Annotated in this window: 20 protein-coding genes and 1 tRNA gene; 9 read left to right on the top strand and 12 right to left on the bottom strand. The window is 71.5% G+C overall.

What is annotated here, in order from left to right; genetic code table 11:
- Positions 1-112 precede the first annotated feature (112 nt).
- The gene (locus tag ACZ43N_RS34940) at positions 113-781 is read right to left on the bottom strand and encodes a pentapeptide repeat-containing protein (protein WP_468103063.1); all 669 of its coding nucleotides are present in this window, start codon (positions 779-781) and stop codon (positions 113-115) included.
- 164 nt (positions 782-945) lie between these two features.
- Between ACZ43N_RS34940 and ACZ43N_RS34945 the strand changes: the two genes are divergently transcribed.
- Together ACZ43N_RS34945 and ACZ43N_RS34950 are read left to right on the top strand one after the other, a co-directional pair.
- Positions 946-2,133: an NAD(P)-binding protein gene (locus tag ACZ43N_RS34945; protein ID WP_468103170.1), complete on the top strand. Its 1,188-nt coding sequence runs from the start codon at positions 946-948 to the stop codon at positions 2,131-2,133.
- 51 nt (positions 2,134-2,184) lie between these two features.
- Complete coding sequence (locus tag ACZ43N_RS34950; protein ID WP_468103064.1) at positions 2,185-3,156, top strand: zinc-binding dehydrogenase; 972 nt, start codon at positions 2,185-2,187, stop codon at positions 3,154-3,156.
- A 126-nt stretch (positions 3,157-3,282) separates the two neighbouring features.
- Here ACZ43N_RS34950 and ACZ43N_RS34955 read toward each other — a convergent pair whose 3' ends face one another.
- Together ACZ43N_RS34955 and ACZ43N_RS34960 are read right to left on the bottom strand one after the other, a co-directional pair.
- Complete coding sequence (locus ACZ43N_RS34955) at positions 3,283-6,492, bottom strand: IPT/TIG domain-containing protein (RefSeq protein WP_468103065.1); 3,210 nt, start codon at positions 6,490-6,492, stop codon at positions 3,283-3,285.
- Positions 6,493-6,732: 240 nt separating this feature from the next.
- Positions 6,733-8,145, bottom strand: a complete 1,413-nt coding sequence (locus ACZ43N_RS34960; RefSeq protein ID WP_468103066.1) for an NAD(P)/FAD-dependent oxidoreductase — start codon at positions 8,143-8,145, stop codon at positions 6,733-6,735.
- 118 nt (positions 8,146-8,263) lie between these two features.
- Here ACZ43N_RS34960 and ACZ43N_RS34965 point away from each other — a divergent pair, with 118 nt between their 5' ends.
- Positions 8,264-9,142 (top strand): aminoglycoside phosphotransferase family protein, encoded by an 879-nt coding sequence (locus ACZ43N_RS34965; RefSeq protein WP_468103067.1) that lies wholly within the window; start codon positions 8,264-8,266, stop codon positions 9,140-9,142.
- A gap of 241 nt (positions 9,143-9,383) precedes the next feature.
- Positions 9,384-10,454 (top strand): glycoside hydrolase family 5 protein, encoded by a 1,071-nt coding sequence (locus ACZ43N_RS34970; RefSeq protein WP_468103068.1) that lies wholly within the window; start codon positions 9,384-9,386, stop codon positions 10,452-10,454.
- 61 nt (positions 10,455-10,515) lie between these two features.
- Here the strand turns inward: ACZ43N_RS34970 and ACZ43N_RS34975 are convergent.
- A tRNA-Thr gene (locus ACZ43N_RS34975) sits at positions 10,516-10,589 on the bottom strand.
- Positions 10,590-10,821: 232 nt separating this feature from the next.
- On the opposite strand from ACZ43N_RS34975, the gene ACZ43N_RS34980 reads away from it, so the two are divergent.
- The 3 genes from ACZ43N_RS34980 to ACZ43N_RS34990 all read left to right on the top strand — a co-directional run bounded on the left by ACZ43N_RS34980 (position 10,822) and on the right by ACZ43N_RS34990 (position 13,504).
- On the top strand, positions 10,822-11,958 hold the full coding sequence (locus tag ACZ43N_RS34980) for an ABC transporter ATP-binding protein (RefSeq protein ID WP_468103069.1): 1,137 nt from the start codon (positions 10,822-10,824) through the stop codon (positions 11,956-11,958).
- A 229-nt stretch (positions 11,959-12,187) separates the two neighbouring features.
- Positions 12,188-12,652: a hypothetical protein gene (locus ACZ43N_RS34985; RefSeq protein ID WP_468103070.1), complete on the top strand. Its 465-nt coding sequence runs from the start codon at positions 12,188-12,190 to the stop codon at positions 12,650-12,652.
- Between the two features lie 108 nt (positions 12,653-12,760).
- Entirely contained in the window at positions 12,761-13,504 is a 744-nt protein-coding gene (locus tag ACZ43N_RS34990) for a nucleotidyltransferase family protein (RefSeq protein WP_468103071.1), read from the top strand.
- A gap of 66 nt (positions 13,505-13,570) precedes the next feature.
- Here the strand turns inward: ACZ43N_RS34990 and ACZ43N_RS34995 are convergent, their stop codons facing one another.
- The 6 genes from ACZ43N_RS34995 to ACZ43N_RS35020 all read right to left on the bottom strand — a co-directional run bounded on the left by ACZ43N_RS34995 (position 13,571) and on the right by ACZ43N_RS35020 (position 20,164).
- The gene (locus ACZ43N_RS34995; RefSeq protein ID WP_468103072.1) at positions 13,571-15,262 is read right to left on the bottom strand and encodes a DoxX family protein; all 1,692 of its coding nucleotides are present in this window, start codon (positions 15,260-15,262) and stop codon (positions 13,571-13,573) included.
- A 105-nt stretch (positions 15,263-15,367) separates the two neighbouring features.
- On the bottom strand, positions 15,368-16,309 hold the full coding sequence (gene rlmB, locus ACZ43N_RS35000) for a 23S rRNA (guanosine(2251)-2'-O)-methyltransferase RlmB (RefSeq protein ID WP_468103073.1): 942 nt from the start codon (positions 16,307-16,309) through the stop codon (positions 15,368-15,370).
- 117 nt (positions 16,310-16,426) lie between these two features.
- Positions 16,427-17,830 (bottom strand): cysteine--tRNA ligase, encoded by a 1,404-nt coding sequence (cysS, locus tag ACZ43N_RS35005; RefSeq protein ID WP_468103074.1) that lies wholly within the window; start codon positions 17,828-17,830, stop codon positions 16,427-16,429.
- Positions 17,831-18,147: 317 nt separating this feature from the next.
- Entirely contained in the window at positions 18,148-18,645 is a 498-nt protein-coding gene (gene ispF, locus ACZ43N_RS35010; RefSeq protein ID WP_468103075.1) for a 2-C-methyl-D-erythritol 2,4-cyclodiphosphate synthase, read from the bottom strand.
- A complete protein-coding gene (gene ispD / locus ACZ43N_RS35015) occupies positions 18,635-19,399 on the bottom strand; it encodes a 2-C-methyl-D-erythritol 4-phosphate cytidylyltransferase (RefSeq protein WP_468103076.1) in 765 nt (254 codons plus the stop codon). Before ispD ends, ispF begins: the two co-directional genes overlap by 11 nt.
- Positions 19,400-19,681: 282 nt before the next feature.
- Complete coding sequence (locus tag ACZ43N_RS35020) at positions 19,682-20,164, bottom strand: CarD family transcriptional regulator (protein ID WP_003953493.1); 483 nt, start codon at positions 20,162-20,164, stop codon at positions 19,682-19,684.
- 639 nt (positions 20,165-20,803) lie between these two features.
- Between ACZ43N_RS35020 and ACZ43N_RS35025 the strand changes: the two genes are divergently transcribed.
- Positions 20,804-21,490, top strand: a complete 687-nt coding sequence (locus ACZ43N_RS35025) for a copper chaperone PCu(A)C domain-containing protein (protein ID WP_468103077.1) — start codon at positions 20,804-20,806, stop codon at positions 21,488-21,490.
- A 146-nt stretch (positions 21,491-21,636) separates the two neighbouring features.
- Here ACZ43N_RS35025 and phoP read toward each other — a convergent pair whose 3' ends face one another.
- Both phoP and phoR read right to left on the bottom strand, forming a co-directional pair.
- Entirely contained in the window at positions 21,637-22,317 is a 681-nt protein-coding gene (gene phoP / locus ACZ43N_RS35030; protein WP_020140130.1) for a two-component system response regulator PhoP, read from the bottom strand.
- Entirely contained in the window at positions 22,314-23,570 is a 1,257-nt protein-coding gene (gene phoR, locus ACZ43N_RS35035; RefSeq protein WP_468103078.1) for a two-component system sensor histidine kinase PhoR, read from the bottom strand. Before phoR ends, phoP begins: the two co-directional genes overlap by 4 nt.
- 436 nt (positions 23,571-24,006) lie before the next feature.
- Between phoR and phoU the strand changes: the two genes are divergently transcribed.
- Complete coding sequence (gene phoU, locus ACZ43N_RS35040) at positions 24,007-24,696, top strand: phosphate signaling complex protein PhoU (protein WP_468103079.1); 690 nt, start codon at positions 24,007-24,009, stop codon at positions 24,694-24,696.
- Positions 24,697-24,971 lie beyond the last annotated feature (275 nt).

Below are 24,971 nucleotides of genomic sequence, written 5' to 3' on the forward strand. Positions count from 1 at the left end.
TGTCGCAATCCACACCAGGCCAGAAGGCCCTCACCCATTTCAAGATCGGTCAGCCGTGAGCCCTGTCACCGTCCACAACCTCCCGGGACAGAACACCTAGGGCCCCCTCGGCTCACCCCTCCACGTCGATCCCCATCGCACCTGCCAACACCGGTGCCAGATCCATCAGTTGTGCCGCGCTGATCACCGCCCCCGACAGCCGCTCCACTCCGCGGGCGATCTCCACGGAGGCGGCCCCGCGCAGGTCGACGTGTTTCAGGGTCGCCCCGCTCAGGTCGGCGCCCTTCAGCGCGCACCCGACGAACTCGACCCGCTCCAGCCGCGCGCCCCCGAAGTCCGGCTCGACGAGGACGCAGTCCTCGAAGACGACGTCCTTGAGCCGGGCATCGCGCAGATTCAGATAGTCGATCTTGCCGCCCCGGATCAGCACCCGCTCCAGCACGGCCCCGTGCAGCTGCACGCCGCCGAGCCGCGCGTCCACCAGCTCCACATCACGGAAGGTCGCCTCCGCGAGATCCGTGCCGACACCCCGTATGCCGGTGAGGACGGAGTCGAGCAGCCGGGCCCGGTGCAGCCGGGTCTCGTCCAGCGCGCAGCCCGTGAGCGCGCAGTCCATGAAACGGGCGCCCCCGCCGTCCTGCCCGGCCAGGTCCCGGTCGCGGAACTCCAGCCCGTCGTAGTCCCCGTCCGGCTCCAGCCCTGCGCCCTCGTACGCCTCCAGAGCGGGCAGCCGCACCTCCGGCCGCCGCGCCCCCTTCACCACCGACTTCGCCCGCACCATGCGCTCATCCTGCACCCCACCGCTGACAACGACCCTGACCTGCGAAGACCTCTCCCGTGCGAGTTGCCCACCCCCCGATGTCACATTCCGGCCCCCTCGACCGGTCGTACCCGCAGACAGCCGGCACCGACGCGAGGGAGCCACGAACCATGCAGCGCACGCCCATCCACCTCACCGTCATCGGCGGCGGCTTCGCCGGCCTCACCGCGGCGATCACCGCCGCCGAGTCGGGCGCCCGGGTCACCGTGTACGAGGCGCACCACACGCTCGGCGGCCGGGCCCGCACCAGCGAGGAGCCGTACCGGACGAACGAGGGACCGCACGCCCTCTACAGTGGCGGGCCCCACTGGACCTGGCTCAGCAGGCGCGACCTCATCGGCCCGCTCGCGCCCCTCCCGCCTCTGGAGGCGTCCCGGCTGCGGCTGCACCACAAGGGGGCCCTGCGCCGCACCCCGCCGTTCGGGATGCTGAAGCTGCTGCGCCCGCGCCGTACCGGCGGGCGCGCCCCGATCGACGTCGACTTCCTCACCTGGGCGACCGAACAGGCCGGCGAGGAGGCGGCGCGGGCCGCCGCCAACTACGCGGCGGTGGCGCTGTTCCACCACGCCCCCGGTGCCCTCTCCGCCGCGTTCGTGCAGGAACGGCTGCGCCGGGCCACGAAGCTTCCCCCGGAGGCGCACTACCCGCGCGGCGGCTGGGCGAGCGTCATCGACCGGATGGCGGCCCGGGCCTGGAACGTCGGCGTGCGCATGGAGACCCTCAGCCGGGTCGACAGCCTGGACGACGTACGCGGCCTCCGCCCCGGCCCGGTGATCGTCGCCACCTCCCTCGACGCCGCCCGCCGCCTTCTGCGCGATGACTCGCTGACGTGGCCCAGCGGTCGTACCGCGCTGCTCGACCTCGCCGTTCGAACGCGGCGGGGCGACGCGTTCGCGGTCTCCGACCTGGACGCGCCCGGTTGGATCGAGCGCTTCACCGCGCAGGACCGCACCCTCGCCCCGGCCGGTGAGCAGCTGCTGCAGGGCCAGTTCCCGATCGCACCGCACGAGTCCCGCGCGGACGGGGTGGCCCGCGGCGAGCACCTGCTCGACCTGGGGTTCCCCGGCTGGCGCGACCGGGTCACCTGGCGGCGCGAGGCCACCGCGAACGGCCGTACGGGCGCGGTCGATCTGCCCGGCACCAGCTGGCGCGACCGGCCGGCCGTCGACCGGGGCGAGGACGTGTACCTCGCGGGCGACCAGGTCGCGGCGCCGGGCGTGCTGTCGGAGGTGTCGTTCAACAGCGCCCTCGCGGCCGTCTCGCTCGCCCTCGGCCGCCGGTCGAGGAACTCCCTTGACCTCAAGCATGCTTGAGGTCGAAGGCTGGGGTTCCACGCGAAGCGAAGACCCGAGGGGGAGCCCTTCATGCACGCGATCCGCCTGCACGCCTTCGGCCCGGCCGAGAACCTCGTCCACGAGAGGGCCGAGGACCCCGAGCCCGGCCCCGGCCAGGTCCGTATCGCCGTCGCCGCGGCCGGCGTCCACCTGCTGGACGCGGCCCTGCGCGAGGGCCACCAGGGTCCCGGGCCCGCCCCGGAACTGCCCACGATCCCCGGCCGCGAGGTCGCCGGGGTCGTGGAGTCCCTCGGCGAGGGCACCCCGGAGTCCTGGCTCGGCAAGCGCGTCACCGCCCACCTGGGCTGGGCGCCCGGCGGCTACGCCGAGCTGGCCGTCACGGAGGTGGGACGGCTGCACGAGATACCGGAGAACCTCGACTTCGCCGAGGCCGTCGCGATGATCGGCACGGGCCGTACGACGATGGGGATCCTCCTCTTCGCCGATCTCGGCCCCGGCGACGTGGTCCTGATTCCGGCCGCCGCCGGCGGTATCGGCACCCTCCTCGTGCAGTACGCCAGGAACGCGGGCGCCACGGTCATCGGCCTCGCCGGCGGCCCCGAGAAGACGGCCCGGGTCGCGGCGAACGGCGCCGACCTCGCCCTCGACTACACGGATCCCGCCTGGCCGGAGCGGGTTGCCGCGTACCGGGGGAAGGTCACGATCGTCCTCGACGGGGTGGGTGGCGAAGTGGCCCGCGAGTCGGTCGCGCTCCTCGCGCCCGGCGGCAAGCACCTCGTCTTCGGCTGGTCGGCGGACGGCATCAAGGGCGGGGGACCGTATGTCGTCGAAGGCGTGACCGAGTCGGTGCTGGGCGAGGAGATGCTCCGCCGGGCAGGCGGCCCCGACCCCCTCCGCACCCTCGAACTCCGCGCCCTGGCGGAGGCCGCCGCCGGCCGCCTCGCCCCGGCCGTCCACCGCTTCCCCCTCGCCGAGGCGGCCGCTGCCCACCGCGCCCTGGAGAACCGCGGCACGACCGGCAAGGTGGTGCTGGAGCCATGACGCCGACCGGCAGCCACAGCCGTCAGCCCGCCTGACCGGCCTCCGGCGAGGACTCTCGCGAAGGCCGGGACAGTCGGACGGCCCCCGCCCGGGCAGGGCGGGGGCCGTCGCGGCACGGGTGTCAGCTCACCTCACGACCGCCTTGGTCGCCTTGCTCACCGCCGACCCGTCGTGGTGCCCGGGCCGCCGCGCGGTCACCTTCACCGTGATCTTCTTGCCCTTCTGCGCGGCCTTCAGCGTCAGGGACGACGTGGTCGCCCCCTTGATCGCCCTACCGCCCGCGTACCACTGGTACGCGTACGACCTGGCGGCCGGGCTCCAGGTCCCCTCGCTCACCTTCAGGGTCTTTCCGACCTTCGCCCTCCCGCTGATCACCGGCAGTTCGGTCACCTTGGGCGCGGCCCCCTCGGCGACGGTCACCGCGGCCGAGGACGCCGTGCCGTCGTCCCAGCCGGATCTGGCGGCGGTGACCGTCACCGTCAGCTTCCGGCCCGACAGCGCCGCCGGGAGCGTGTACGTCGAGGCCGTGGCCCCCTTGATCGCCTCACCGTCCGCGTTCCACTGGTAGGTGTACGACGACGGGGTCGAGGACCAACTGCCGGGCGCGGCCCTGACCTTGGCGCCGACGGCGACGGCGCCCATCACCTTGGGCGCGGCGGTGTTCCGCAGCTGGGCCCGTGTGACGGTGAAGGTGCCGCGTGAAAACTGCCAGCCGCGAGCGATGACGCTGACGCTCCACGTGCCCGGGGAAGCATCGGTCAGGTCGAGGGTGGCCGTGAGCGTCCGGTGGTCCGCGGACACCGACTCCGTCTTCGCCGTCATGGTCCGGCCGCCCTGGTACAGCCGAACCTCGGTGTCGGAGGGCAGCGCGGTGCCGGTCACCGTGAGCGTGACCTTGCCGCCGGCCGCGCCCGTGTCGGGGCCGACCGACGTGACGCCGACCTTCTCCGTACCGCACATCGACGGCGCGCAGACCAGCCTCGCCCTGTAGGAGGTGGTGGACGCCTTCTCCGGCAGGCCCAGCAGGAACAGGCTCGGGGCGCTCTGGCCGGGCGAGCCGTCCACGTTGCAGCGGTAGCCGTCCGAGGAGTTCACACAGCCGTTGGACCACGAGGACATGGTGTAGAGGGCGGGTACCGCCGTCGTCGTGACGCCGGTGGTGTCGCTGATCTCGGCTTCGAGGGTGTCGGCGCCGGCGGTCGGCAGCACCGCGCACACGGCGGTCCGCGACTCGTCGAGCCGGCCGGTGACCGGACCGTACCCGTACGCCACAGTGGGTGCCTTCTCGCACTCGGCGGCCGGACCGTCGGCCGTGGCGATGCGCAGGGCGTCCAGACGGTAGTGGGGTGCGGTCTTGAGGCGGGCGGGCACCTGCACGAGGACCTGATGGCTGGTGGACCCGCTCACCGCGCAGGGCCGGTTGCGGAACGAGCACTCCATGGCGCCGTCGTCGCCGAACACCGCGATGTTGCCGGTGCCCAGCTCGTCCCGTACGTCGACGTGGACGACGTCGGTGGTGGCACCGGTGGTGACACGGTGGCAGCGCAGGCTGCCCGGCACCCCGTAGGTCCCCGCGTGGGAGGCCCCTCCCACTTTGGTCGCGGCGCTGGTGACGCAGCCGGCCGAGGCGGCGGACGAGGTGACGTCACGTCGTGCGAGCGTGTACGCGGCCGCCTGGTCGCGGCCGTTGACGAGCACCGTGTGCGCCTTGCCCGGGGTCAGCGCGCACAGCGTCCATCCGTGGGTGGAGGCGCTGCGGTCGCAGACCTTCCTGCCGTCGGCGTCGAGCACGGAGAAACGGGCGGCGACACCGCCGGACGTGGCGATCAGCTGGAAGACCTCGTGCTCCGTGTGCTTGCCCGCCGGGACGGTCAGACAGTGCGAGAAGACCCCGCCGCCGGTACGGATCGTCGCCACGGCGCCGTCATCGGCGAAGCTCCCGCTCGGCAGTTCGGCGCAGCCCTCGGGGGCGTCGGTACGCACGAGGTCGAGGGCGTAGGCCCCGGTCGTGCCGGAGTCCGCGTGGACGAGCAGCCGGTGGGGTGCCGTGCCCGTCGGCTCGCAGGTGCCCGCGTCCAACGCGTCGTCGGTGCACTGGGTGTCGCCCTTGGCGTCGACGACCTCGACCGCCGGCCGTGGCCCCGGTCCGCCGAGCCGGATGAGCGCCGCGAACCGCACGCCCTCACCGCGGGGCAGCAGCAGGCAGTCGTACTCGCCCGCGCCGCCGAACTCGCCCTCGTACCGTCCCCAGCCGACCGAGCGGCAGCCCTCGGTGCCCGTGCGGTCGAGGAAGGCCGTGGCGTACTCCGGGTCCGTGACGCGGTTCGGGTCACCCACGACCAGGCTGTAGCGACCGGCGGCGGGGAAGGCGCACCAACGGCCCGCCTGGCAGACCAGCTTGCCCGCGCCGTCGTAGACGTACGACCACAGGGTCTCGTTCTGCTCGGGGTTCAGCGGGTTCACCAGGAACCGGCCCGCCGCGGGCACGGTCAGCGAGCGGCAGCGCAGGGTGCCGGGCGCGGGCGCAGTGCCGTACACGCCGGTGGTCAGGACAGGGCAGCCCTCGGCGGCGGACAGCCGGCGGATCTGGATCTGCTCGTCGACGGGCAGCCCGCCGTCCGAGAAGCCGTACGCCAGCACCCGGTACGGCCCGTCACCGGGCAGGACGCAGCCGTGCTGATCGTCCTCCTCGCGCACACAGATGTCCGTGCCGGTCTCATCGGTGATCCACTGCCGGTTCTCGCCCCCGTACACGGTGACGCGCTCGCCCGGTTCCCCGCGGAACGGCCGGCAGTCGACCTGTACCGGGCTGACGACCCTGAACGTCGCCGGAGGGAGGTCCCACGACGTGCCCACGGCCGGGGCGCAGCCCTCGGACCCGGCGAGCGGGACGACGCTGAGCTGGAAGTCGGTGGGGTCGAAGCCGCGCGCGTTGTCCACCACCACGGTGTAGGTCCCCGAGGCCGGGAAGTCGCACCAGCGGACACCGTGGCTGGGCGCCGTGCACTCGGCCTGAGCGCCGTCGGCGCCACGGACGTCCACGAAGGCCTCGTGCCGGGGATCGGCGAGCGACACCTGGTGGCGGCCCGCCTCGACGGTCACCGCGCGGCAGGTCTTCGCGCCACCCGCGAGCGTGCCGCGCGCGACGGCGTCGCCGGGGTCACCGAAGGGCGCGAGCGCGAGCGGCGCGCACTCCACCGGGTCGTCGGCGCGGGCGGGCCCCGCCCCGGCCAGGGTCAGCGACGAGCTGAACAGCGAGAGGAGAACGGTCAGCACGAGCAGCGGTACGACGGACCGCCCGCGTCTCCGTCTCGCGGGCAGGCTTGAGCCGGACATGGGTTCCCCCCGGAAAGGCGAGAGCCCGCGGAGCGGTCGGATCCGGGGCTCAAGTGGTCAGTGAGCCGATGTTCGCACACAGGTGTGACACAGCACTCACGAGTTTCGGCCGTGCGCGTATCGGCCGTGCGCGTATCGGCCGTGCCCTTCGTTGCCGGCCGTGCCCTTCGTGCTGGCCGTGCCCTTCGTGCTGGCCGTGCCCTTCGTGCCGGCCGTCCCCTTCGGTGCCGGCCGTGCCCGTCAGTGCCGCCCCGCCACCCGGTCCGCCCAGCGCGCCAGCCGCGACGACTCCGCGCGCTGCGAGGCCGTCTCCCGCCGGTCGGCGGTGCGGTACGTCGCGTACATCCCCTGGACGCCCGCCCAACGCAACGGCTCCGGCTCCCACTTGCGCACCCGGTGGTTCACCCACGGGAGCGTGGTCAGCTCCGTCTCCCCGCCCTGCCCCGAGTCCCGCTGGACGAGGTCGCGCAGGGTACGGGCGGCGAGGTTGGCGGTGGCCACGCCGGAGCCCACGTAGCCGCCGGCCCAGCCCAGCCCCGTCGACCGGTCCAGGGTGACCGTGGCGCACCAGTCGCGCGGCACGCCGAGGACACCGGACCATGCGTGGGCGATCTTCACCCCGGTCAGCGAGGGGAAGAAGCGGACGAGGATCTCGTTCAGCGCCTCGATCGTCGCCGGCTGCGTGCGCCCGTCGTTGTCCGTCCGGGACCCGAAGCGGTACGGCACCCCGCGCCCGCCGAGCGCGATCCGGTCGTCGTCGGTGCGCTGGGCGTACATGTAGGCGTGGGCCATGTCGCCGAGCGTCTCGCGTCCCTCCCAGCCGATCGTCTCCCACTGTCCGGCGGTCAGCGGCTCGGTGGCGATCATCGACGAGTTCATGGGCAGCCAGGTCCGCTTCTGCCCCTTGAGGCCGGCCGTGAAGCCCTCCGTGCACCGCAGCACATAGGGCGCCCGGACCGTGCCGTACGGGGTGACCGCCTGCCGGGGCCGGATCTCCGTGACCGGCGTCAGCTCGTGCACGGCCACCCCCAGCCCCTCGACGAGGGCGGCCAGCCCGGTCACCAGCCGCACCGGGTTCAGCCGCGCCCCGTGCGGCGTCCACGTGGACCCCACGGCGCCCGCGACCCGGATCCGCTCGGCGGTCTCCCGGGCCCCGTACAGCTCCCGGTCGTCCTCCCCGTAGGCCACCTCGTGCTCGTGGAAGGCCTTGAGCCGGGCCGACTGAGCGGGTGTGCAGGCGACTTCGAGCACCCCGCCCTGGTGGACGCCGGCGTCCACACCCTCCTCGGCCGTCACCCGGACCACTTCGGCGACCGTGTCGTTCATGGCCCGCTGCAACCGCACGGCGGCCTCCCGCCCGTGCAGCCGGGCGTACCGGTCACGCCCGGCGATCCCGTTGTAGAGCCAGCCGCCGTTCCGCCCGGAGGCCCCGTACCCGCAGAACCGCTGTTCCAGGACGACGATCCGCAGCGACGGCGCGGCCTTCTTCAGGTAGTACGCCGTCCACAGCCCGGTGTACCCGCCGCCGACGATCACGACGTCGGCGGTCGCGTCCCCGGTGAGCGGCTCCCTGGGCGCGGGGACGCCGGCCTGCGCGTACCAGAAGGAGATCCCGCCGTTGACGGTGGAGGCGGTCGCGTCCGTGCTGCTCATGGCCGGACGCTAACCTCTGCCGACGGGCGTTGTCTCCTACGGATTCCGTCGTCCTCGCCCCCTCGCAGGGCCGCAAATCCAAGGGACTCCGCGACGCCGCGCGCGTAGTGTCGCCCGCATGATCGATGTTCCGGAGGAACTGGCCGAGACTCAGGAAGAGATCAACGGAGCGGCGGGCCGGAGGTTCATCGCCGGCCTCCCCCGGCTGACCACCGAGTTCCTGGACCGCTGGGGGCTGCGCCTCGACGGCCGCCCCATGCACGGCATGTGCGCCCTGGTCGTCCCCGTGGTCGACACGTCCGACGGCACCCCGGCCGTCCTCAAGCTGCAGATCCTCGACGCGGAGAGCGAGGGCGAGCCGGTCGCCCTGCGCGTCTGGGCCGGCGACGGGGCCGTACGGCTCCTGCGGTACGACGACGAGACAGGCACCATGCTCCTCGAACGTCTCGACCCGGCCCGGATGCTGTCCCACGAGCCGGACTCCCGCAAGGCCGTCCTGGTCATCGCCCATCTGCTGGCCCACCTCACGGCCACACCCGCGCCGGACGGCCTGCGACGCCTGTCCGACATCGGGGCCGGCCTGCTGAAGCGCACCCCGGCCGCGCTGGACCGGATCGCGGACCCCGGGGACCGTCGGCTGATCGCCGACTGCGCCGCCGCCCTGCGCGACGTGCTCGACGAGCCCGGCGACCGGCTCCTCCACTGGGACCTGCACTTCGACAACGTCCTGGCCGCCGACCGCGCCCCCTGGCTCGCCATCGACCCCAAACCCCTGGCCGGCGACCCCGGTTTCGACCTCTGGCCCGCCCTCGACAACCGCTTCGACCCCGCCGAGGTCCGCTGGCGCTTCGACGCGATGACCGACGTCCTGGGCCTCGACCGGCAGCGGGCCCGCGCCTGGACGCTCGCCCGGCTCCTCCAGAACGCCGTGTGGGACATCGAGGAGGGCCGCTCCCTCCAGCCGGACGACCTGGAGATCGCCCGCCGCCTGCGCTGAGGCCGCTGAAGGCCCTGGGTCGGTCCTGGTCCTGTCACACCCCCTTGCAAAGGTCCGGACCAACCGCTACTCATCTCTGTTAGGAAGGTTTCCTTCTAGTTCACCTCGTACGACCGGCAATTCGGCACGACTGGCACCACCGGCAATTCGGCACGACTGGCACCACCGGCACCACTGGCATGCCCGGCACCACTGGCACGAAGTGCCCCTCCGTCGATCCCTCGACCGCCAGGAGCCCCCCATGAGACCGGCACGATCCGTCCTGCTCACCGCCGCGCTCCTCCTGCTCGGCCTCGTCCTCGCCCCCGCGTCGGCACAGGCCACGCACCCCCCGTCCGACTCCCCCCGACCCGACGCCGTCCAGGCCGCCCCGGCCGCCGTCACCCCCGTGGCCGCGAACGGGCAGCTGAAGGTCTGCGGCACCAAGCTCTGCAACGCACGAGGAAAAACGATCCAGCTGCGCGGTATGAGCACCCACGGCCTGCAGTGGTACAGCCAGTGCGTCACGAGCGGTTCGCTGAACGCGCTCGCCACGGACTGGAAGGCCGACGTCCTGCGCATCTCCATGTACATCCAGGAGGACGGCTACGAGACCGACCCCCGCCGCTTCACCGACCTGGTCCACTCGGTCATAGAGCAGGCCACGGCCCGCGGAATGTACGCCATCGTCGACTGGCACATGCTCGACCCCGGCGACCCCCACCACAACCTGGCCCGCGCCAAGACCTTCTTCTCCGAGATAGCCCAGCGCCACCGCGACAAGAACAACCTGCTGTACGAGATAGCCAACGAGCCCAGCGGCGTGAGCTGGTCCCGCATCAAGAGCTACGCCGAGCAGCTCATCCCCGTCATCCGGGCCAAGGACCCCGACACCCCGATCCTCGTCGGCACCCGCGCCTGGTCCTCACTCGGCGTCTCGGAGGGCGCGAACGAGTCCGAGGTGATCAACAACCCGGTGAACGCGTCCAACATCATGTACACGTTCCACTTCTACGCGTACTCGCACCGGGACGAGTACCTGCAGACCCTCTCCCGCGCGGCCGACCGCATCCCCGTCTTCGTCACCGAGTTCGGCACCCAGAACTACGCCGGCGAGGGCGCGAACGACTTCGCCATGTCGCAGCGCTACCTCGATCTCCTCGCGGCCAAGAAGATCAGCTGGGTCAACTGGAACTTCTCCGACGACGACCGCACCGGCGCCGTCTTCAAGACGGGCACGTGCGACGCCAACGGCCCCTGGACCGGCACGGCCTCCCTCAAGCCGGCGGGCACCTGGATCCGCGACCGCATCAGAACCCCGGACGACTTCTGAGCCCCGACCAGCACAAGACCCCCGGGCCGGAGCGAACTCCGGCCCGGGGGCCCGGAACAGGAGCCCCCTGTCGGATTCGAACCGACGACCTACGCATTACAAGTGCGTTGCTCTGGCCAGCTGAGCTAAGGAGGCGTGGCCCCGCGCGGGGGCGCCCGTGCAGTGTACCCACGTCAGGGGGCGCAGCCGTCGAAAATTTCCGCGAAGTTCACAGGCGTCGAGGTACTGACAGACGAGGTGAACGCCAGGTACCGTCCTGAGCCAGTCCCTCGCATGGACTACACCACCGTGGAACCGTCCCCGGTGGATCACCACCTTTACTCGGATCGTCCGGCACGTTCCTGCCGGTGAAGGGGGTCTACGACCCATGGCCACTGTCACGTTCGACAAGGCGACCCGGATCTACCCGGGTTCCACCAAGCCCGCCGTCGACCAGCTCGACATCGCGATCGAGGACGGCGAGTTCCTCGTCCTGGTCGGACCGTCCGGTTGCGGCAAGTCCACCTCCCTCCGCATGCTCGCGGGCCTGGAGGACGTCAACGGCGGCGCCATCCGCATCGGTGACCGCGACGTCACGCACCTGCCGCCGAAGGACCGGGACATCGCCATGGTGTTCCAGAACTACGCGCTCTACCCGCACATGACCGTCGCCGACAACATGGGCTTCGCCCTCAAGATCGCCGGCGTCAACAAGGCGGAGATCCGGCAGAAGGTCGAGGAGGCCGCGAAGATCCTCGACCTCACCGAGTACCTCGACCGCAAGCCGAAGGCCCTCTCCGGCGGTCAGCGCCAGCGTGTCGCCATGGGCCGGGCCATCGTGCGTGAGCCGCAGGTCTTCCTCATGGACGAGCCGCTGTCGAACCTCGACGCCAAGCTCCGTGTCTCGACCCGTACGCAGATCGCGTCGCTCCAGCGCCGCCTCGGCATCACCACCGTCTACGTCACCCACGACCAGGTCGAGGCCATGACGATGGGCGACCGCGTGGCGGTCCTCAAGGACGGTCTGCTCCAGCAGGTCGACACCCCGCGCAACATGTACGACCGCCCGGCCAACCTCTTCGTCGCCGGCTTCATCGGCTCCCCGGCCATGAACCTGGTCGAGGTCCCGATCACCGACGGTGGTGTGAAGTTCGGCAACAGCGTCGTCCCGGTCAACCGTGACGCCCTGAAGGCCGCCGCCGACAAGGGGGACCGCACGGTCACCGTCGGTGTCCGCCCCGAGCACTTCGACGTGGTCGAGCACAACGGCGCCGCCGCCTCCGCCCTGTCGAAGGACTCCGAGGACGCCCCGGCCGGCCTCGCCGTCTCCGTCAACGTCGTGGAGGAGCTCGGCGCCGACGGCTACGTCTACGGCACCGCCGAGGTCGGCGGCGAGACCAAGGACCTCGTGGTGCGCGTCAACGGCCGCCAGGTCCCGGAGAAGGGCGCCCAGCTGCACGTCGTGCCGCGGCCGGGCGAGACCCACGTGTTCTCGACCTCCACGGGCGAGCGTCTCTCCGACTGACCCGGACGCGACGTCCGCGAAACCACCGGCCGGGGATAAATCACCCAGGTTGACGAAGAGGGCCCCGCAGACCGCTGCGGGGCCCTCTTCCGTCCCGCCGAACCCCCCGACAAAATCACCTATTTCGACCCACGTACGTCAACACGGCGCCCGAAGAACGGTGCTGCCGCATCCCCCATACCGGTGACCCAATGTCGCCAAATCACTACCCCGCGCTACCCTCACTCGCGTGAAGCACACCCACACCTACACCCAACGGACGCGACGCGGCCGTGGCCCCGCCCGCCGGATCGGCCGCTCCCTCGCCCTCGTCCTGCCCGTCGTCCTGGTTCTGTCCGGCACGCTCGCGGTCACCAGCGTCAACTGGTCGGGGTCCGACCCCTCCCAGTCGGTCCTCGCCGCCTCGGACGTCTCCCGTACGGAGAGCTCCCCCCGCGCCAAGACCCGTGCCCCGCACGAGGTGCTGCGGGACAGGCTCCTGATGGAGCTTCAGGAGCGGAACCCCGGCGTGGCCCTCACCCAGCTGCAACAGGCCGTGAACGAACGGCCGTCGCTGGCGAAGCACTGCGCCTCCATCGCCCGCACCCTCGGCCGCGCCGCCGTCCGCGCCTACGGGCCGACCCAGGCCCAGTCGTACGCCCGCCCCGTCTGCGACACGTCCTTCGCCAGCGGAGTCGCCGACCAGCACCGCTGAGACCCACCGCAGGCCCGAAGGGCCTCCCAGGGGCGCTCGCACCCCCGCTCCCGCCGCCGGCCACCCAGGGCGTGCTCCCGAGAACGGGGCGCCACGTACAGTTCGGGCATGACCGATCCGAACGCCGCGTTGCGCCCCGTTCAAGCCGTGATCCTGGCCGGTGGCCAGGGTTCCCGGCTGCGCCCGTACACCGATGACCGGCCGAAGCCCATGGTCGAGATCCCCGGCACGGGCACCCCGATCATCGGCCATCAGCTCGCCTGGCTCGCCGAGGAGGGCGTCACCGACGTCGTCGTCTCCTGCGGCCATCTCGCCGAGGTCCTGCAGAAGTGGCTGGACACGGCCGATCTGTCCGTCCGCGTCACCACGGTCGTCGAGACGGAACCCCTGGGCCGCGGCGGAGGCCTCAAGTACGCCGCCGCCCATCTGCCCCACCCGGACCGCCCCTGGTACGCCACCAACGGCGACATCTGGACCCGCTTCTCACTGCGGGACATGGCGGACTTCCACACCGAGCGCGACGCCACCGCCACGCTCGCCCTGGCCCGCCCCCGTATCCCCTGGGGTGCCGTCAAGACCGACGGCTTCGGCCGGGTGACCGACTTCATCGAGGCACCGCCCACGACGTACGAGGTCAACGCCGGCGTCTACGTCTTCTCCCCCGAGTTCGCCGGCCTGCTCCCGGAGCGCGGCGACCACGAGCGCACCACCTTCCCGCGGCTGGCCCGCGAGCGCCGCCTGGCGGGCTTCCCGCTCCCCCAGGGCGCCTACTGGCGTGCGATCGACACGGCGAAGGACCTGACGGAGGCGGCCAAGGAACTGGCGGGCATGGGGCGTCAGAGCGGCGCCTGACACACACCGCAGGGGCCCCGCACGAGAGAACGTGCGGGGCCCCTCGACGTAGCAGCGGCAGGCGGCCTACCCGAGCAGTCCGCCCACCAGCCCGGACCGTCCGCCGCCCGAGGAGCTTCCCCCGGAACCCCCGGTGGAGCCGCTGGGGCCCGCTGTCGTGCCGCCGGGGCCCCCGGTGCCTCCGCTGGAGCTCGGCCCGGCGGTGGTACTCGGCGCCTGCTCGACCGGCGCGGACTGCTGCGGCTGCACCTGTCCCACCGTCCCCTGGCTCTGGCTCGGCTGCCCCCCGGTGACCGTTTCGGTGCCCTCGGTCGCGCTCGGGGTCGTGGTCGCCCCCTGAGTGGGGCTCGCGGACGTGGCGCCCGCGGTGGGCGAGCCGGACGCCGAGGGGCTGCCCCCGGCTTCACGGCTCTTGCTGGGCTCCTCCGGCAACGGCGACCCCGGCAGCTCGTTGCGAGGTGCCTCCCCGGGCCCGGGGACGACGATGCGGTCGGCGTCCCGCACCGCCCCGCCGAGCAGCGACCCGACGAGCAGCGTGAGCCCGACGACGACGGTGGTGACGAGGACACCCCGGCGCAGCACGTACCGGCGCAGGTCCCAGATGTGGGCCCGCGGTCCGAGCCGGCGCCAGGCGCCGCCCGCGAGCCGGCCGTCGACGGAGTACACCGGCGCGCCCGCGATGACCAGCGGAGACCAGGCGGCGAGGTAGATGATGTCGGGCGTCTCGTAGACGGGGACGGTCTTCCAGCTGACGGTCACGAGCAGCGCGCCCGACAGCAGCACCCCGAACCCGGCGGCGATCCGCTGCCACAGACCGAGAACCGTCAGAACACCCACGATCACCTGGGCGAACGCGATGACGAGCCCTGAACCGACCGGGTGCTCCAGTGCGAACTGCCGCAGCGGCTCGGCGACTTCCCACGGGTGCAGCGTGTTCAGCCACTTCACCATGGAGCCGCGCTTGCCGCCGTCGAAGTAGTGCGGGTCGCAGAGCTTGCCCATACCGGCGTAGACGGAGATGAACCCGAGGAACACACGCAGCGGCAGCAGCACCACGCCGAGGTTCATCCGGCGCCCGGGGTAATAGGCGTGCCGGACGGCCTCGTTGCCGTTCCGCCGCTCGGACCACTCGTCGGCTTCGCCCTCGTCCCCGTCGGTGTACGGGTCCGCGCCCTCGTCGTCGGCGTAGGCGTCGTCCCGCACATACCTCGGTTCGTCGTACGCGCCGGCGACCTGCCGCATGGCGGGGAGCAGCCGGGTGCCGTCGCCGACGGCGTGATCGCCGTGCGTGCGCTGGCTGCCGACGGTGGGCGTCTCGACGGTCAAGTCGCCGCCGTAACTGCCGCCTTCGGCGTCATGCCCGCCGGTGTCCGTCCGCGTGACGCCGACGCGCGGGATGACCTGGGTGGCGCCCGCCTGCCTCACCGCCTGGAGCAGGCGGTGGGCTCCGGTGTCGTCGGGCGCGAACTTCCCGCTCCAGACGACGGGGGCGCGACGGCGCCCGACCGCGGGCTCACCGACCCGCCTCGCCGTGCCCACGACGGGGATGCGCGCGGTGTCGTCGGTGGCGCTCAGGTGCCGTGCGATGCGCGGGGAAGGCCGCGTGGAGGTGGCCAACTGCACGCGAAAGCTCACGTTGTTGACGATGACCTGCGCCGGATCGCTCGGCACCTTCACCATGCTCAGCGCGGGAGCGTCGTCGAATCCCGACGAGCGGTCCCCCGTGGGTGTGCGGGGTGTTCTGGTGTCCACGCTCATCTAACCGAGTGACGTGTCGTTAGGACACTGTCTTGACCGCCACGGATCTGTCCGGACCGCGTCAAGGAGATCCAGAACACCCCAAATCCCCAGCTGAGGCGCTTTTCAGGCCCTGCGGCGCGCCGCCTCGTAGAGCACGACTCCGGCCGCGACACCGGCGTTCAGGGACTCTGCCCCACCGGGCATCGGAATCCGCACCCGGAAGTCGCACGTCTCACCGACGAGCCGGGACAGGCCCTTGCCCTCGCTCCCGACGACGATGACGACGGGCCCCTCCAGGGCCTCCAGTTCGCCCACCTCGGCCTCGCCGTCCGCGGCCAGCCCGACCACGACGACACCGGCCTTCTTGTACGCCTCCAGCGCGCGCGTGAGGTTGGTGGCACGGGCGACGGGCGTACGGGCGGCCGTACCGGCGGACGTCTTCCACGCACCGGCGGTCATCCCGGCCGCGCGCCGCTCGGGTACGACGACACCGTGGCCGCCGAACGCGGAGACGGACCGGACGACAGCACCGAGGTTGCGCGGGTCGGTCACCCCGTCGAGGGCGACGATCAGCGGGTCCTCGCCCTCGTCGAACGCGGCGGCGACCAGGTCCTCGGGGTGCGCGTACTCGTACGGCGGGACCTGGAGGACGAGGCCCTGGTGGTTGAGCCCGTTGGTCATGCGGTCCAGCTCGGGACGGGGCGCCTCCATGAGGTGGATGCCGCCGCGCTCCCCGGCGAGCTGGAGCGCCTCGCGCACCCGCTCGTCGTTGTCGATGAACTGCTGGACGTAGAGCGTGGTGGCGGGCACGCCCTCGCGCAGCGCCTCGACGACCGGGTTGCGGCCGACGACCATCTCCGAGGTGCCCTTGCCGCCGCGCCCGCGCGCCACCGGGCGGCGGGCCGTCTGCTTGGCCTTGGCGTTGGCGATGCGGTTCTTCTTGTGTCCCTTGCGCATCTCGGCGGGCGGCGTCGGGCCCCTGCCCTCAAGACCCTTGCGTCGCTGGCCGCCACTGCCGACCTGCGCGCCCTTCTTGCCGGACATGCGGCGGTTGTTAGCGGCCATGACCTACCCGTCTCCTGGAAGCGTTCGTACACGTGCGTGTGTACGTCATTGAAGTCTCGTCTATGCAGTGTGCCGCCCGGAGGGCCGGGCGGCACAATCGATCAAGGTGATCGCGGGTCAGCGCGGACCGAGAGTCCAGCGCGGACCGTCGGGGCTGTCCTCGATGACCAGGCCGGACTGGTTGAGCTGGTCGCGGATGGCGTCCGCGGTGGCCCAGTCCTTGCGGGCGCGGGCTGCCTCGCGCTGCTGGAGGACCAGACCGACCAGGCTGTCGACGACGCCGTGCAGGTCCTCGCCCCGGTCACCGCCCTCGCCGGCCCAGTGGGCGTCGAGCGGGTCGAGACCCAGGACGCCGAGCATGGCCCGCACCTCGGCGAGGCGCGCCACCGCGGCCTCCTTGTCGTCGGCGGCCAGCGCGCTGTTGCCCTGGCGGACCGTGGTGTGCACGACGGCCAGTGCCTGCGGCACGCCCAGGTCGTCGTCCATGGCCTCGGCGAACGCCGGCGGCACGGCGTCCGCGGGCTCGACGACGCCGCCCGCCTTCTCGACGACCCGCTGCACGAAACCCTCGATACGGGCGAACGCCGACTCGGCCTCGCGCAGGGCTTCCTCGCTGTACTCGATCATCGACCGGTAGTGCGGGGTGCCCAGGTAGTAGCGGAGCACGATGGGCCGCCACTGCTTGACCATCTCGCTCACGAGCACCGAGTTGCCCAGCGACTTGGACATCTTCTCGCCGCTCATGGTGACCCAGGCGTTGTGCACCCAGTACCGGGCGAACGTGTCACCGAAGGCCTTGGCCTGCGCGATCTCGTTCTCGTGGTGCGGGAAGATCAGGTCGAGCCCGCCGCCGTGGATGTCGAACTCGCTGCCCAGGTATTTGTGCGCCATGGCGGAGCACTCCAGGTGCCAGCCCGGCCGGCCGCGGCCCCAGGGCGTCTCCCAGGTGGGCTCGCCCGGCTTCGCCGACTTCCACATGGCGAAGTCACGCGGATCACGCTTGCCGGTCTCGCCCTCGCCCGACGGCTGGAGGAGGTTGTCCAGCTCCTGGTTGGACAACCGCAGGTACTCCGGGAAGGACCGCACATCGAAGTACACGTTGCCGTCGGCCTCGTAGGCGTGGCCGCGCTCGATCAGACCGCGCATCATCTCGACCATCTCGGTCACGTGCCCGGTGGCACGCGGCTCGTAGGTCGGGGGCAGGCAACCGAGCGCGTGGTAGCCGTCGTTGAAGGCGCGCTCGTTGTCGTAGCCGATCGACCACCACGGGCGGCCCTGGTCGGCCGCCTTGGCGATGATCTTGTCGTCGATGTCCGTGACGTTCCGGATGAACGTCACGGCGTACCCGCGGTACTCGAACCACCGACGCATGATGTCGAAGTTGAGCCCCGACCGGATGTGCCCGATGTGCGGGGCCGCCTGCACGGTGGCACCGCACAGGTAGATCGAGACACAACCCGGCGTGATGGGGTCGAAGTCACGGATCTGCCGGGCGCTGGTGTCGTACAGGCGAATAGTCACCCCTCCAGGGTAGTGGGCAACCACCGGTGCGCTGCGCCCATCCCGGCGAAGGACCACGAATTCGTGACCCGTGGCCGCGCCGGGCGCCTGGTGACTCCGGGGTGCGGGTTCCTCGGCGTGCGCGGGTCCGTCGTGGTTTCTCGCGCAAGTTCCCCGCGCCCCTGAAAAGCGACCGGGGCTGCGCCCCGCGCTTTTCCGGGGCTATTCAGCAAGGGCGGGCCTCAGACCCGTTCCCTTCAGGGGCGCGGGGAACTGCGTGAACGGCCACGACGGACCCGTGGTCGCCGACGCACCCGCACCCCCGAGCTCTCGTGCGCTCAGACTCTCGCGACCAGCGCCGTCGCGACCGCCATCAGGCCCTCGCCCCGCCCGGGGAACCCCAGCCCGTCCGTCGTCGCGCCGGAGACCGAGACCGGCGCCCCCACGACCTCCGACAGCACCTTCTGGGCCTCTTCCCTCCGTTTGCCGATCTTCGGCCGTGGCCCCACCACCTGCACCGCCACGTTGCCGATCACGAACCCCGCGTCCCGCACGATGCGCGCGGCCTCCGCGAGGAGGGTGACCCCGGACGCACCGGACCACTCGGGCCGGCCCGTGCCGAAGTGCCGGCCCAGGTCGCCGAGACCCGCCGCGGAGAACAGCGCGTTGCACGCGGCGTGCGCCACGACGTCCGCGTCGGAGTGCCCGGCGAGGCCCGGTCCCTCCCCCTCCCACTTCAACCCGGCGCACCACAGCTCCCGGCCTTCCTCGAAGGCGTGGATGTCGGTGCCGATGCCGACCTGCGGAAGCACCACCGCGGGTGTCTCAGAACCCATCGTTCAGCCTCCTGCGGGCCAGGACCGCCTCCGCGAGGACCAGGTCGAGCGGGCGGGTCACCTTGAACGCCTCCTCGTGGCCGGGCACGACCACGACCCGCGCCCCGAGCCGCTCCACCATGCTCGCGTCGTCGGTGACTGCTCCGGTGACCGTCTCGTGCGCCCGGACCAGCGTCTCCCGGTCGAACCCCTGCGGCGTCTGCACCGCCCGCAGCCGAGCCCGCTCCGGGGTGGCGACGACCGGCTCCGGCGTGCCGGGCACGGCCGCCGGCTCGACTTCCTTGACCGTGTCGGCGAGCGGCAGCGCGGGCACCACGGCCGGCGCCCCGTCCCGTACGGCCTCGATGACGGCGTCCACCGTGTCGACCGGGACGAGCGGGCGTGCCGCGTCGTGCACCAGCACGATGTCGTAGCCCGGCGGCAGCGCGTCGAGGCCGAGCCGCACGGACTCCTGCCGTGACTCACCGCCGGGTACGACGAGGAAGTCGGTCCGCTCGGGCAGCGCGTGCGCGTCGAGCAGGGACTTGACCTCGGCGGCGCCGTCGGGCGGCGCCACGACGATCACGAGGGAGACGGCGCGGGACGCGGCCATGGCCCGTACCGCGTGGATGAGCATGGGAACGCCGTTCAGCGCCCGAAGTGCTTTGGGGGCGCCCGGACCGAGGCGTACTCCCCGGCCGGCGGCCGGGATCACGGCTGCCGTACGGGTTCCCGCGCCGGTCCCGGAAGGCGAAGGACGCGAATCGTCAGACATCGGTTCCTGTCAGGTTTGTGTGCTCGGCCTACGTGGGTATGGCCACAGCGTGCCGGGCGCGACATCTTGACCGGACCCTTCCGTGACATCTGGTCGAGCCAGCTGCCCGGGCCCGGCACGCCCAGTATCGGGGACCCCCACCCGTGGTACGGCATCCGGTTTTTCGCGACCGGATACGAACATGCCGCAGCGCCCGGCGACATTGTGTATGTCATCGGGCACCGCGGCATTACATATGCTGCGCTGAGCGGCTGAGCGGGCTGGCTGCCTGCCCCAGTCGGTTCAGGACGCGAGGACCTCGTCCAGCAGAGCCTCGGCCTTGTCCTCGTTGGTGTTCTCCGCGAGGGCGAGCTCGCTCACCAGGATCTGGCGGGCCTTGGCGAGCATGCGCTTCTCACCGGCGGACAGTCCGCGCTCGCGCTCACGACGCCACAGGTCACGGACTACTTCCGCGACCTTGATGACATCACCGGAGGCGAGCTTCTCCAGGTTCGCCTTGTAGCGACGCGACCAGTTCGTGGGCTCTTCGGCGTACGGTGCGCGCAGCACCTCGAAGACCCGGTCCAGGCCGTCCTGACCGACCACGTCACGCACACCCACGAACTCCGCATTGTCCGCCGGTACGCGCACCGTCAGGTCACCCTGGGCGACCTTGAGCACCAAGTAGGTCTTGTCCACGCCTTTGATCTGGCGAGTTTCGATGGCCTCGATCAGCGCGGCCCCGTGATGGGGATAGACCACGGTGTCGCCAACCTTGAACGTCATGTGACAGGTACCCCTTCCGTGGCTATCCAGGGTAACACGGATACGGCGTGTTCTGAATGGCGTTTTCGCAGGTCAGGGCATATCTCGGGGCTTGACAACAGCGACAGGAACGTGCTGCGGGGGGCGAACGGAAGTGGGTATTCGCAGGTCGGAGCGGCTCTCCGGGCGGAGTGAAACGCGTACGTTACACGCATCCGGAGGGCTCCTCGACTGTCCGAACGTCCTACTTTGTCCGACTCCAAGTGTGCGACTTCCGTTACTCCGTTCGGCTGGCGGAGTCGGGTACGAGACGAATCCGGAATTGATCAAGGAGTTCGATCTCCCGGAGATGTTCCGCCGTTACCGGATCGTGTTCGAGAGGGGTTCCGGTGCGGTTGTGACGAGGTTCTGGCAAGGGTTCTGGCGGCTGATCGATTTTCCGTGGCGGTCCGCATTCCTTGCCGGAAATCGAGCAGCGGCGAGGAAGGCATCGCCGGGGTTTTGCGAATGCGGGACGAGCACGCGTGACCCGTCCGCCATTCGCTTCCGGTGACTTGCCGGGCACTTGGGGAGGGTCGGGTGCGGCCGTGATCGGGCGGCTCGGTAACCTAAGCCCGCTACCGATCACGTATCGCCCACGTTCAAGGAGTTGCCGCCGCCGTGAGCAGCAGCCTTCGACGCGGCGCCCTCGCCGCCGCCGCCCTCGCGTTCTCGATCGCCTCGCTCGCCGCGTGCAGCGCCGGCAGCAACGCCCAGACGCTCCAGATCAAGCCGGACAACGCGGCGACGACCGTCGGGGACATCAAGATCCAGAACGCGATCGTGGTCACCCAGCCGGACGCCGCGGCCAAGGGCCCGGCGGTCGTCTCCGCGACCCTGTTCAACAGTTCCACCACCGACCAGACGCTGGACTCCGTCAGCGTGGACGGCGCCGGCACCGCCGAGATCACCCCGGTCAAGGGCGAGGGCAAGGGCGGCAAGGTGGTCGTCCCGGCCGGCGGCTCCGTGATCCTCGGCGGCGAGGGCAACGCCTCCGCCGTCCTGTCGGCCATCGGCTCCTCCGTGCAGAACGGCAACGCCCAGAAGGTCACCTTCACCTTCAGCGAGACCGGTGACGTGAGCCTGCGCGCCTTCGTCGTCCCCGCCGAGCACTACTTCGAGAAGTGGGGCCCGCGCGACATCCCCGAGGCCCCGGTCACGAGCCCCACCCCGTCGGACAAGGCCTCCGGCTCGCCGTCCGCCACCGGTTCGCCGGACGAGGAGGGCGCCGCCGAGGAGGAGGGCGCCGCCGCCGGTTCGACCGGCTCGCCGTCCGCCTCCGAGTCCGAGGCGGGCTCCGGCCACTGAGCGCCGTACCCACGACGCGTCACGAAGGGCGGCACCCCACGCGGGGGTGCCGCCCTTCGTCGTACGACGGAGCCGACCGGCTACGGCCTCCGGCTGACGTCCTGAGGGTGACTGACCTTGGACGCCGACGGCCGGGCAGTGACGGCCTACGGCTCGAATTTGTAGCCGAGGCCACGGACCGTGACCAGGTATCTCGGCGCGCCGGGATCCGGCTCGATCTTGGCGCGGAGGCGCTTGACGTGGACGTCGAGGGTCTTGGTGTCGCCCACGTAGTCGGCGCCCCAGACGCGGTCGATGAGCTGCATACGGGTCAGCACGCGGCCCGCGTTGCGCAGCAGCATTTCGAGCAGGTCGAACTCCTTGAGGGGGAGGTCGACCTTGGAGCCGGAGACGGTGACCACGTGACGGTCGACGTCCATACGGACCGGACCGGCCTCCAGGGCGGCCGGGGTGACCTCCTCGGGCTCGCCGCGGCGGCGCAGTACGGCCCGGATACGGGCGACGAGCTCGCGGGACGAGAAGGGCTTGGTGACATAGTCGTCGGCTCCTATCTCCAGGCCCACGACCTTGTCGATCTCGCTGTCCTTGGCCGTGACCATGATCACCGGGACGTTGGAGCGGTTGCGCAGCTGACGGCACACCTCGGTGCCGGGAAGTCCGGGCAGCATCAGGTCGAGGAGGACGAGGTCGGCGCCGTTGCGCTCGAACTCGTCGAGTCCGTCGGGCCCGGTGGTCGCGATGGCGACCTCGAAGCCCTCCTTGCGGAGCATGTAGGACAGGGCGTCGGAGAAGGACTCCTCGTCCTCGACGACGAGCACTCGGGTCACGGAAGGACCTCCGGGGCGGGATGCGGTTCGTACGGGGATGACTCGGTGTGAGGTTGTCCGTCCTCGTCGTCGAGGTCCGGGTGGTGCGTTGCGCGGTCGCGGGCCGCGCCCGCCTCCGGCAGTCTGAGGGTGAACGTGGAGCCCTGGCCCTCCGAGCTCCACACCGTGACCTCCCCGCCGTGCGAGGCCGCCACGTGCTTGACGATCGCGAGTCCGAGACCCGTGCCGCCGGTCTGGCGGGAACGGGCCGGGTCGACGCGGTAGAAGCGCTCGAAGATGCGCTCCTTGTCCTTGTCGGAGATGCCGATGCCCTGGTCGGTCACGGCGATCTCGATGAGGTCCCCGCCGGGCGCGGTCACCGTGCGGGCGGCTATGCCGACGCGGGTGCGGGCCGGGGAGTAGTTGACGGCGTTCTCGACGAGGTTGCCGAGGGCGGCGGCGAGCTGGCCGCGGTTGCCCCACACCTTCAGCTCGGCGGTGCCGCCGGCGGCGATGGTGATCTGCTTGGTGCCGGCCTGGTGACGGCAGCGGTCGACGGCCTCGGCGACCAGCTCGTCCACCCGCACGGGCTCGGCGTCCTCCAGCGGGTCGTCGTTCTGCACGCGGGAGAGGTCGATCAGCTCCTGCACCAGGTTGGTGAGCCGGGTGGCCTCGATCTGCATCCGCCCCGCGAAGCGCTCCACCGCCTCCGGGTCGTCGCTGGCGCCCATGACGGCCTCCGAGAGGAGGGACAGGGCACCGACCGGGGTCTTCAGCTCATGGCTCACGTTCGCGACGAAGTCGCGCCGTACTGCTTCTATGCGGCGGGCCTCGGTGAGGTCCTCGACGAGGAGCAGCACGAGCCGGGAGCCCAGCGGGGCGACACGCGCGGAGACCGCGAGGGCCTCGCCGCGTCCGGTGCCGCGCCGGGGCAGGTCCAGCTCGACCTGCCGTATCTCGCCGTCCCGGCGGGTGTCGCGCGCCATCTGGAGCATCGGCTCGATGGCGAGCTTCCCGCCACGCACCAGCCCCAGGGCGTACGCGGCGGAGCTGGCCTTGACGACGGCGTCGCCCTCGTCGAGCACCACGGCGGAGGAGCGGAGCACGGAGAGCACGGTGTCCACGCCGGGCGGCAGCACCGGGTCCGTGTGCAGGGAGGTCCTGGTCGGACGCTTCTGCTCGCGCTCGCTGAAGCGGAACGCCAGCATGGCGATCACACCGGTGAGCACACCGGCGATCGCTGCCGCTGCGGCGACCGCCGCGTTCACGTCCATGCTTCAAGGTTAGGCACGAGGTCGGACATCCCCACAGCACTCGAAGGGCGACCTCGAATACTCGTCGCCCAGAGTTCACCTTGGAGCCAGTGATGGTTCATTTGGGATGGCGGAAACGGACGCGTACGGGTCGGAACGTGGGAGCGTGGGGTTCATCGGGGCCCCTGGGCCGGCGTCCGCTCCGGCCCGGCGGAACGGCCGCCGCGCCTTCGCACGGGGGCACGGCTGCCGTCGATGTGACGGTGCGGCTTCCGAAAACGGAATACGGCCGTCGTCGACAGGGCGGTACCGCCTCCGGGGACGGAGAACGGCCATCGCCGAGTGGCGGTACGGCTTCCGGAGAATGGGGGCACGGCCGTCGGTGTGACGGCACGGCTTTCGGGCACGGCCTTTTCGGAAACCCACGAGCAGACGCACGTAAGAGAGGGACACCCTGATGCGGGACGCGTACCACGAGGAACTTGACTCGATCGGTGAGGGCCTGGTCGAGATGGCCCGTCTGGTGGGGTCGGCGATCGGACGCGCCACGACGGCGATCCTCGACGCCGACCTGAAGCTGGCGGAGAGCGTGATCGAGGCCGACCAGAAGGTCGACGACCTCCAGCACGACCTGGAGGCCCGCGCGATAGCGCTGCTGGCCCGGCAGCAGCCGGTGGCGACGGACCTCCGTATCGTCGTGACCTCCCTGCGCATGTCCGCCGACCTGGAGCGCTCGGGCGACCTCGCCCAGCACGTGGCCAAGCTCACCCGGCTGCGCTTTCCGCAGCGGGCGGTCCCCCGCGACCTGCACGCCACGATCCTGGAGATGGGCCAGCTCGCGCAGCGGCTCATGGCGAAGGCCGCCGAGGTCATCATCACCAAGGACGTCGACCTGGCGCTCCAGCTGGAGCAGGACGACGACGCGATGGACCTCCTGCACCGCACGCTCTTCCAGCACCTGATGGACGACCGCTGGAAGCACGGCATCGAGACCGCCGTCGACGTCACCCTCCTCGGCCGCTACTACGAGCGCTTCGCCGACCACGCGGTCTCCGTCGCCAAGCGGGTGGTGTACCTGGTGACCGGCGAACACGCGGACGAACTCCAGGCGGACATCCAGCCGGTGACGGGGGTGGAGCCGGCTTAGGGATGCCGGTTGCCTTGAGCGTGGTGCGGCCTGGGCTGGGGGTCGACGGCCGGGCGCCGGAAGCCGGAAGCCGGAAGCCGGGCGCCGGGCGCCGGAAGCGGGGCGCAGACGCCCGGCGGGTTCGGTGCTCAGTGAGATGAGTGTCCCCGGCTGACTTGTCGGCGCCGCGCGTGGATGCTGCCGGGGGCGTGCGGCCCTGGTAGGAGGGTGGGTGCGTAGCGCCTCGGCCGGGCGTACGGACGCCTCCGTGCGCCGTTGATGCGCCCGGCTGAACC

This window comes from Streptomyces sp. NPDC030814 (assembly GCF_055572155.1).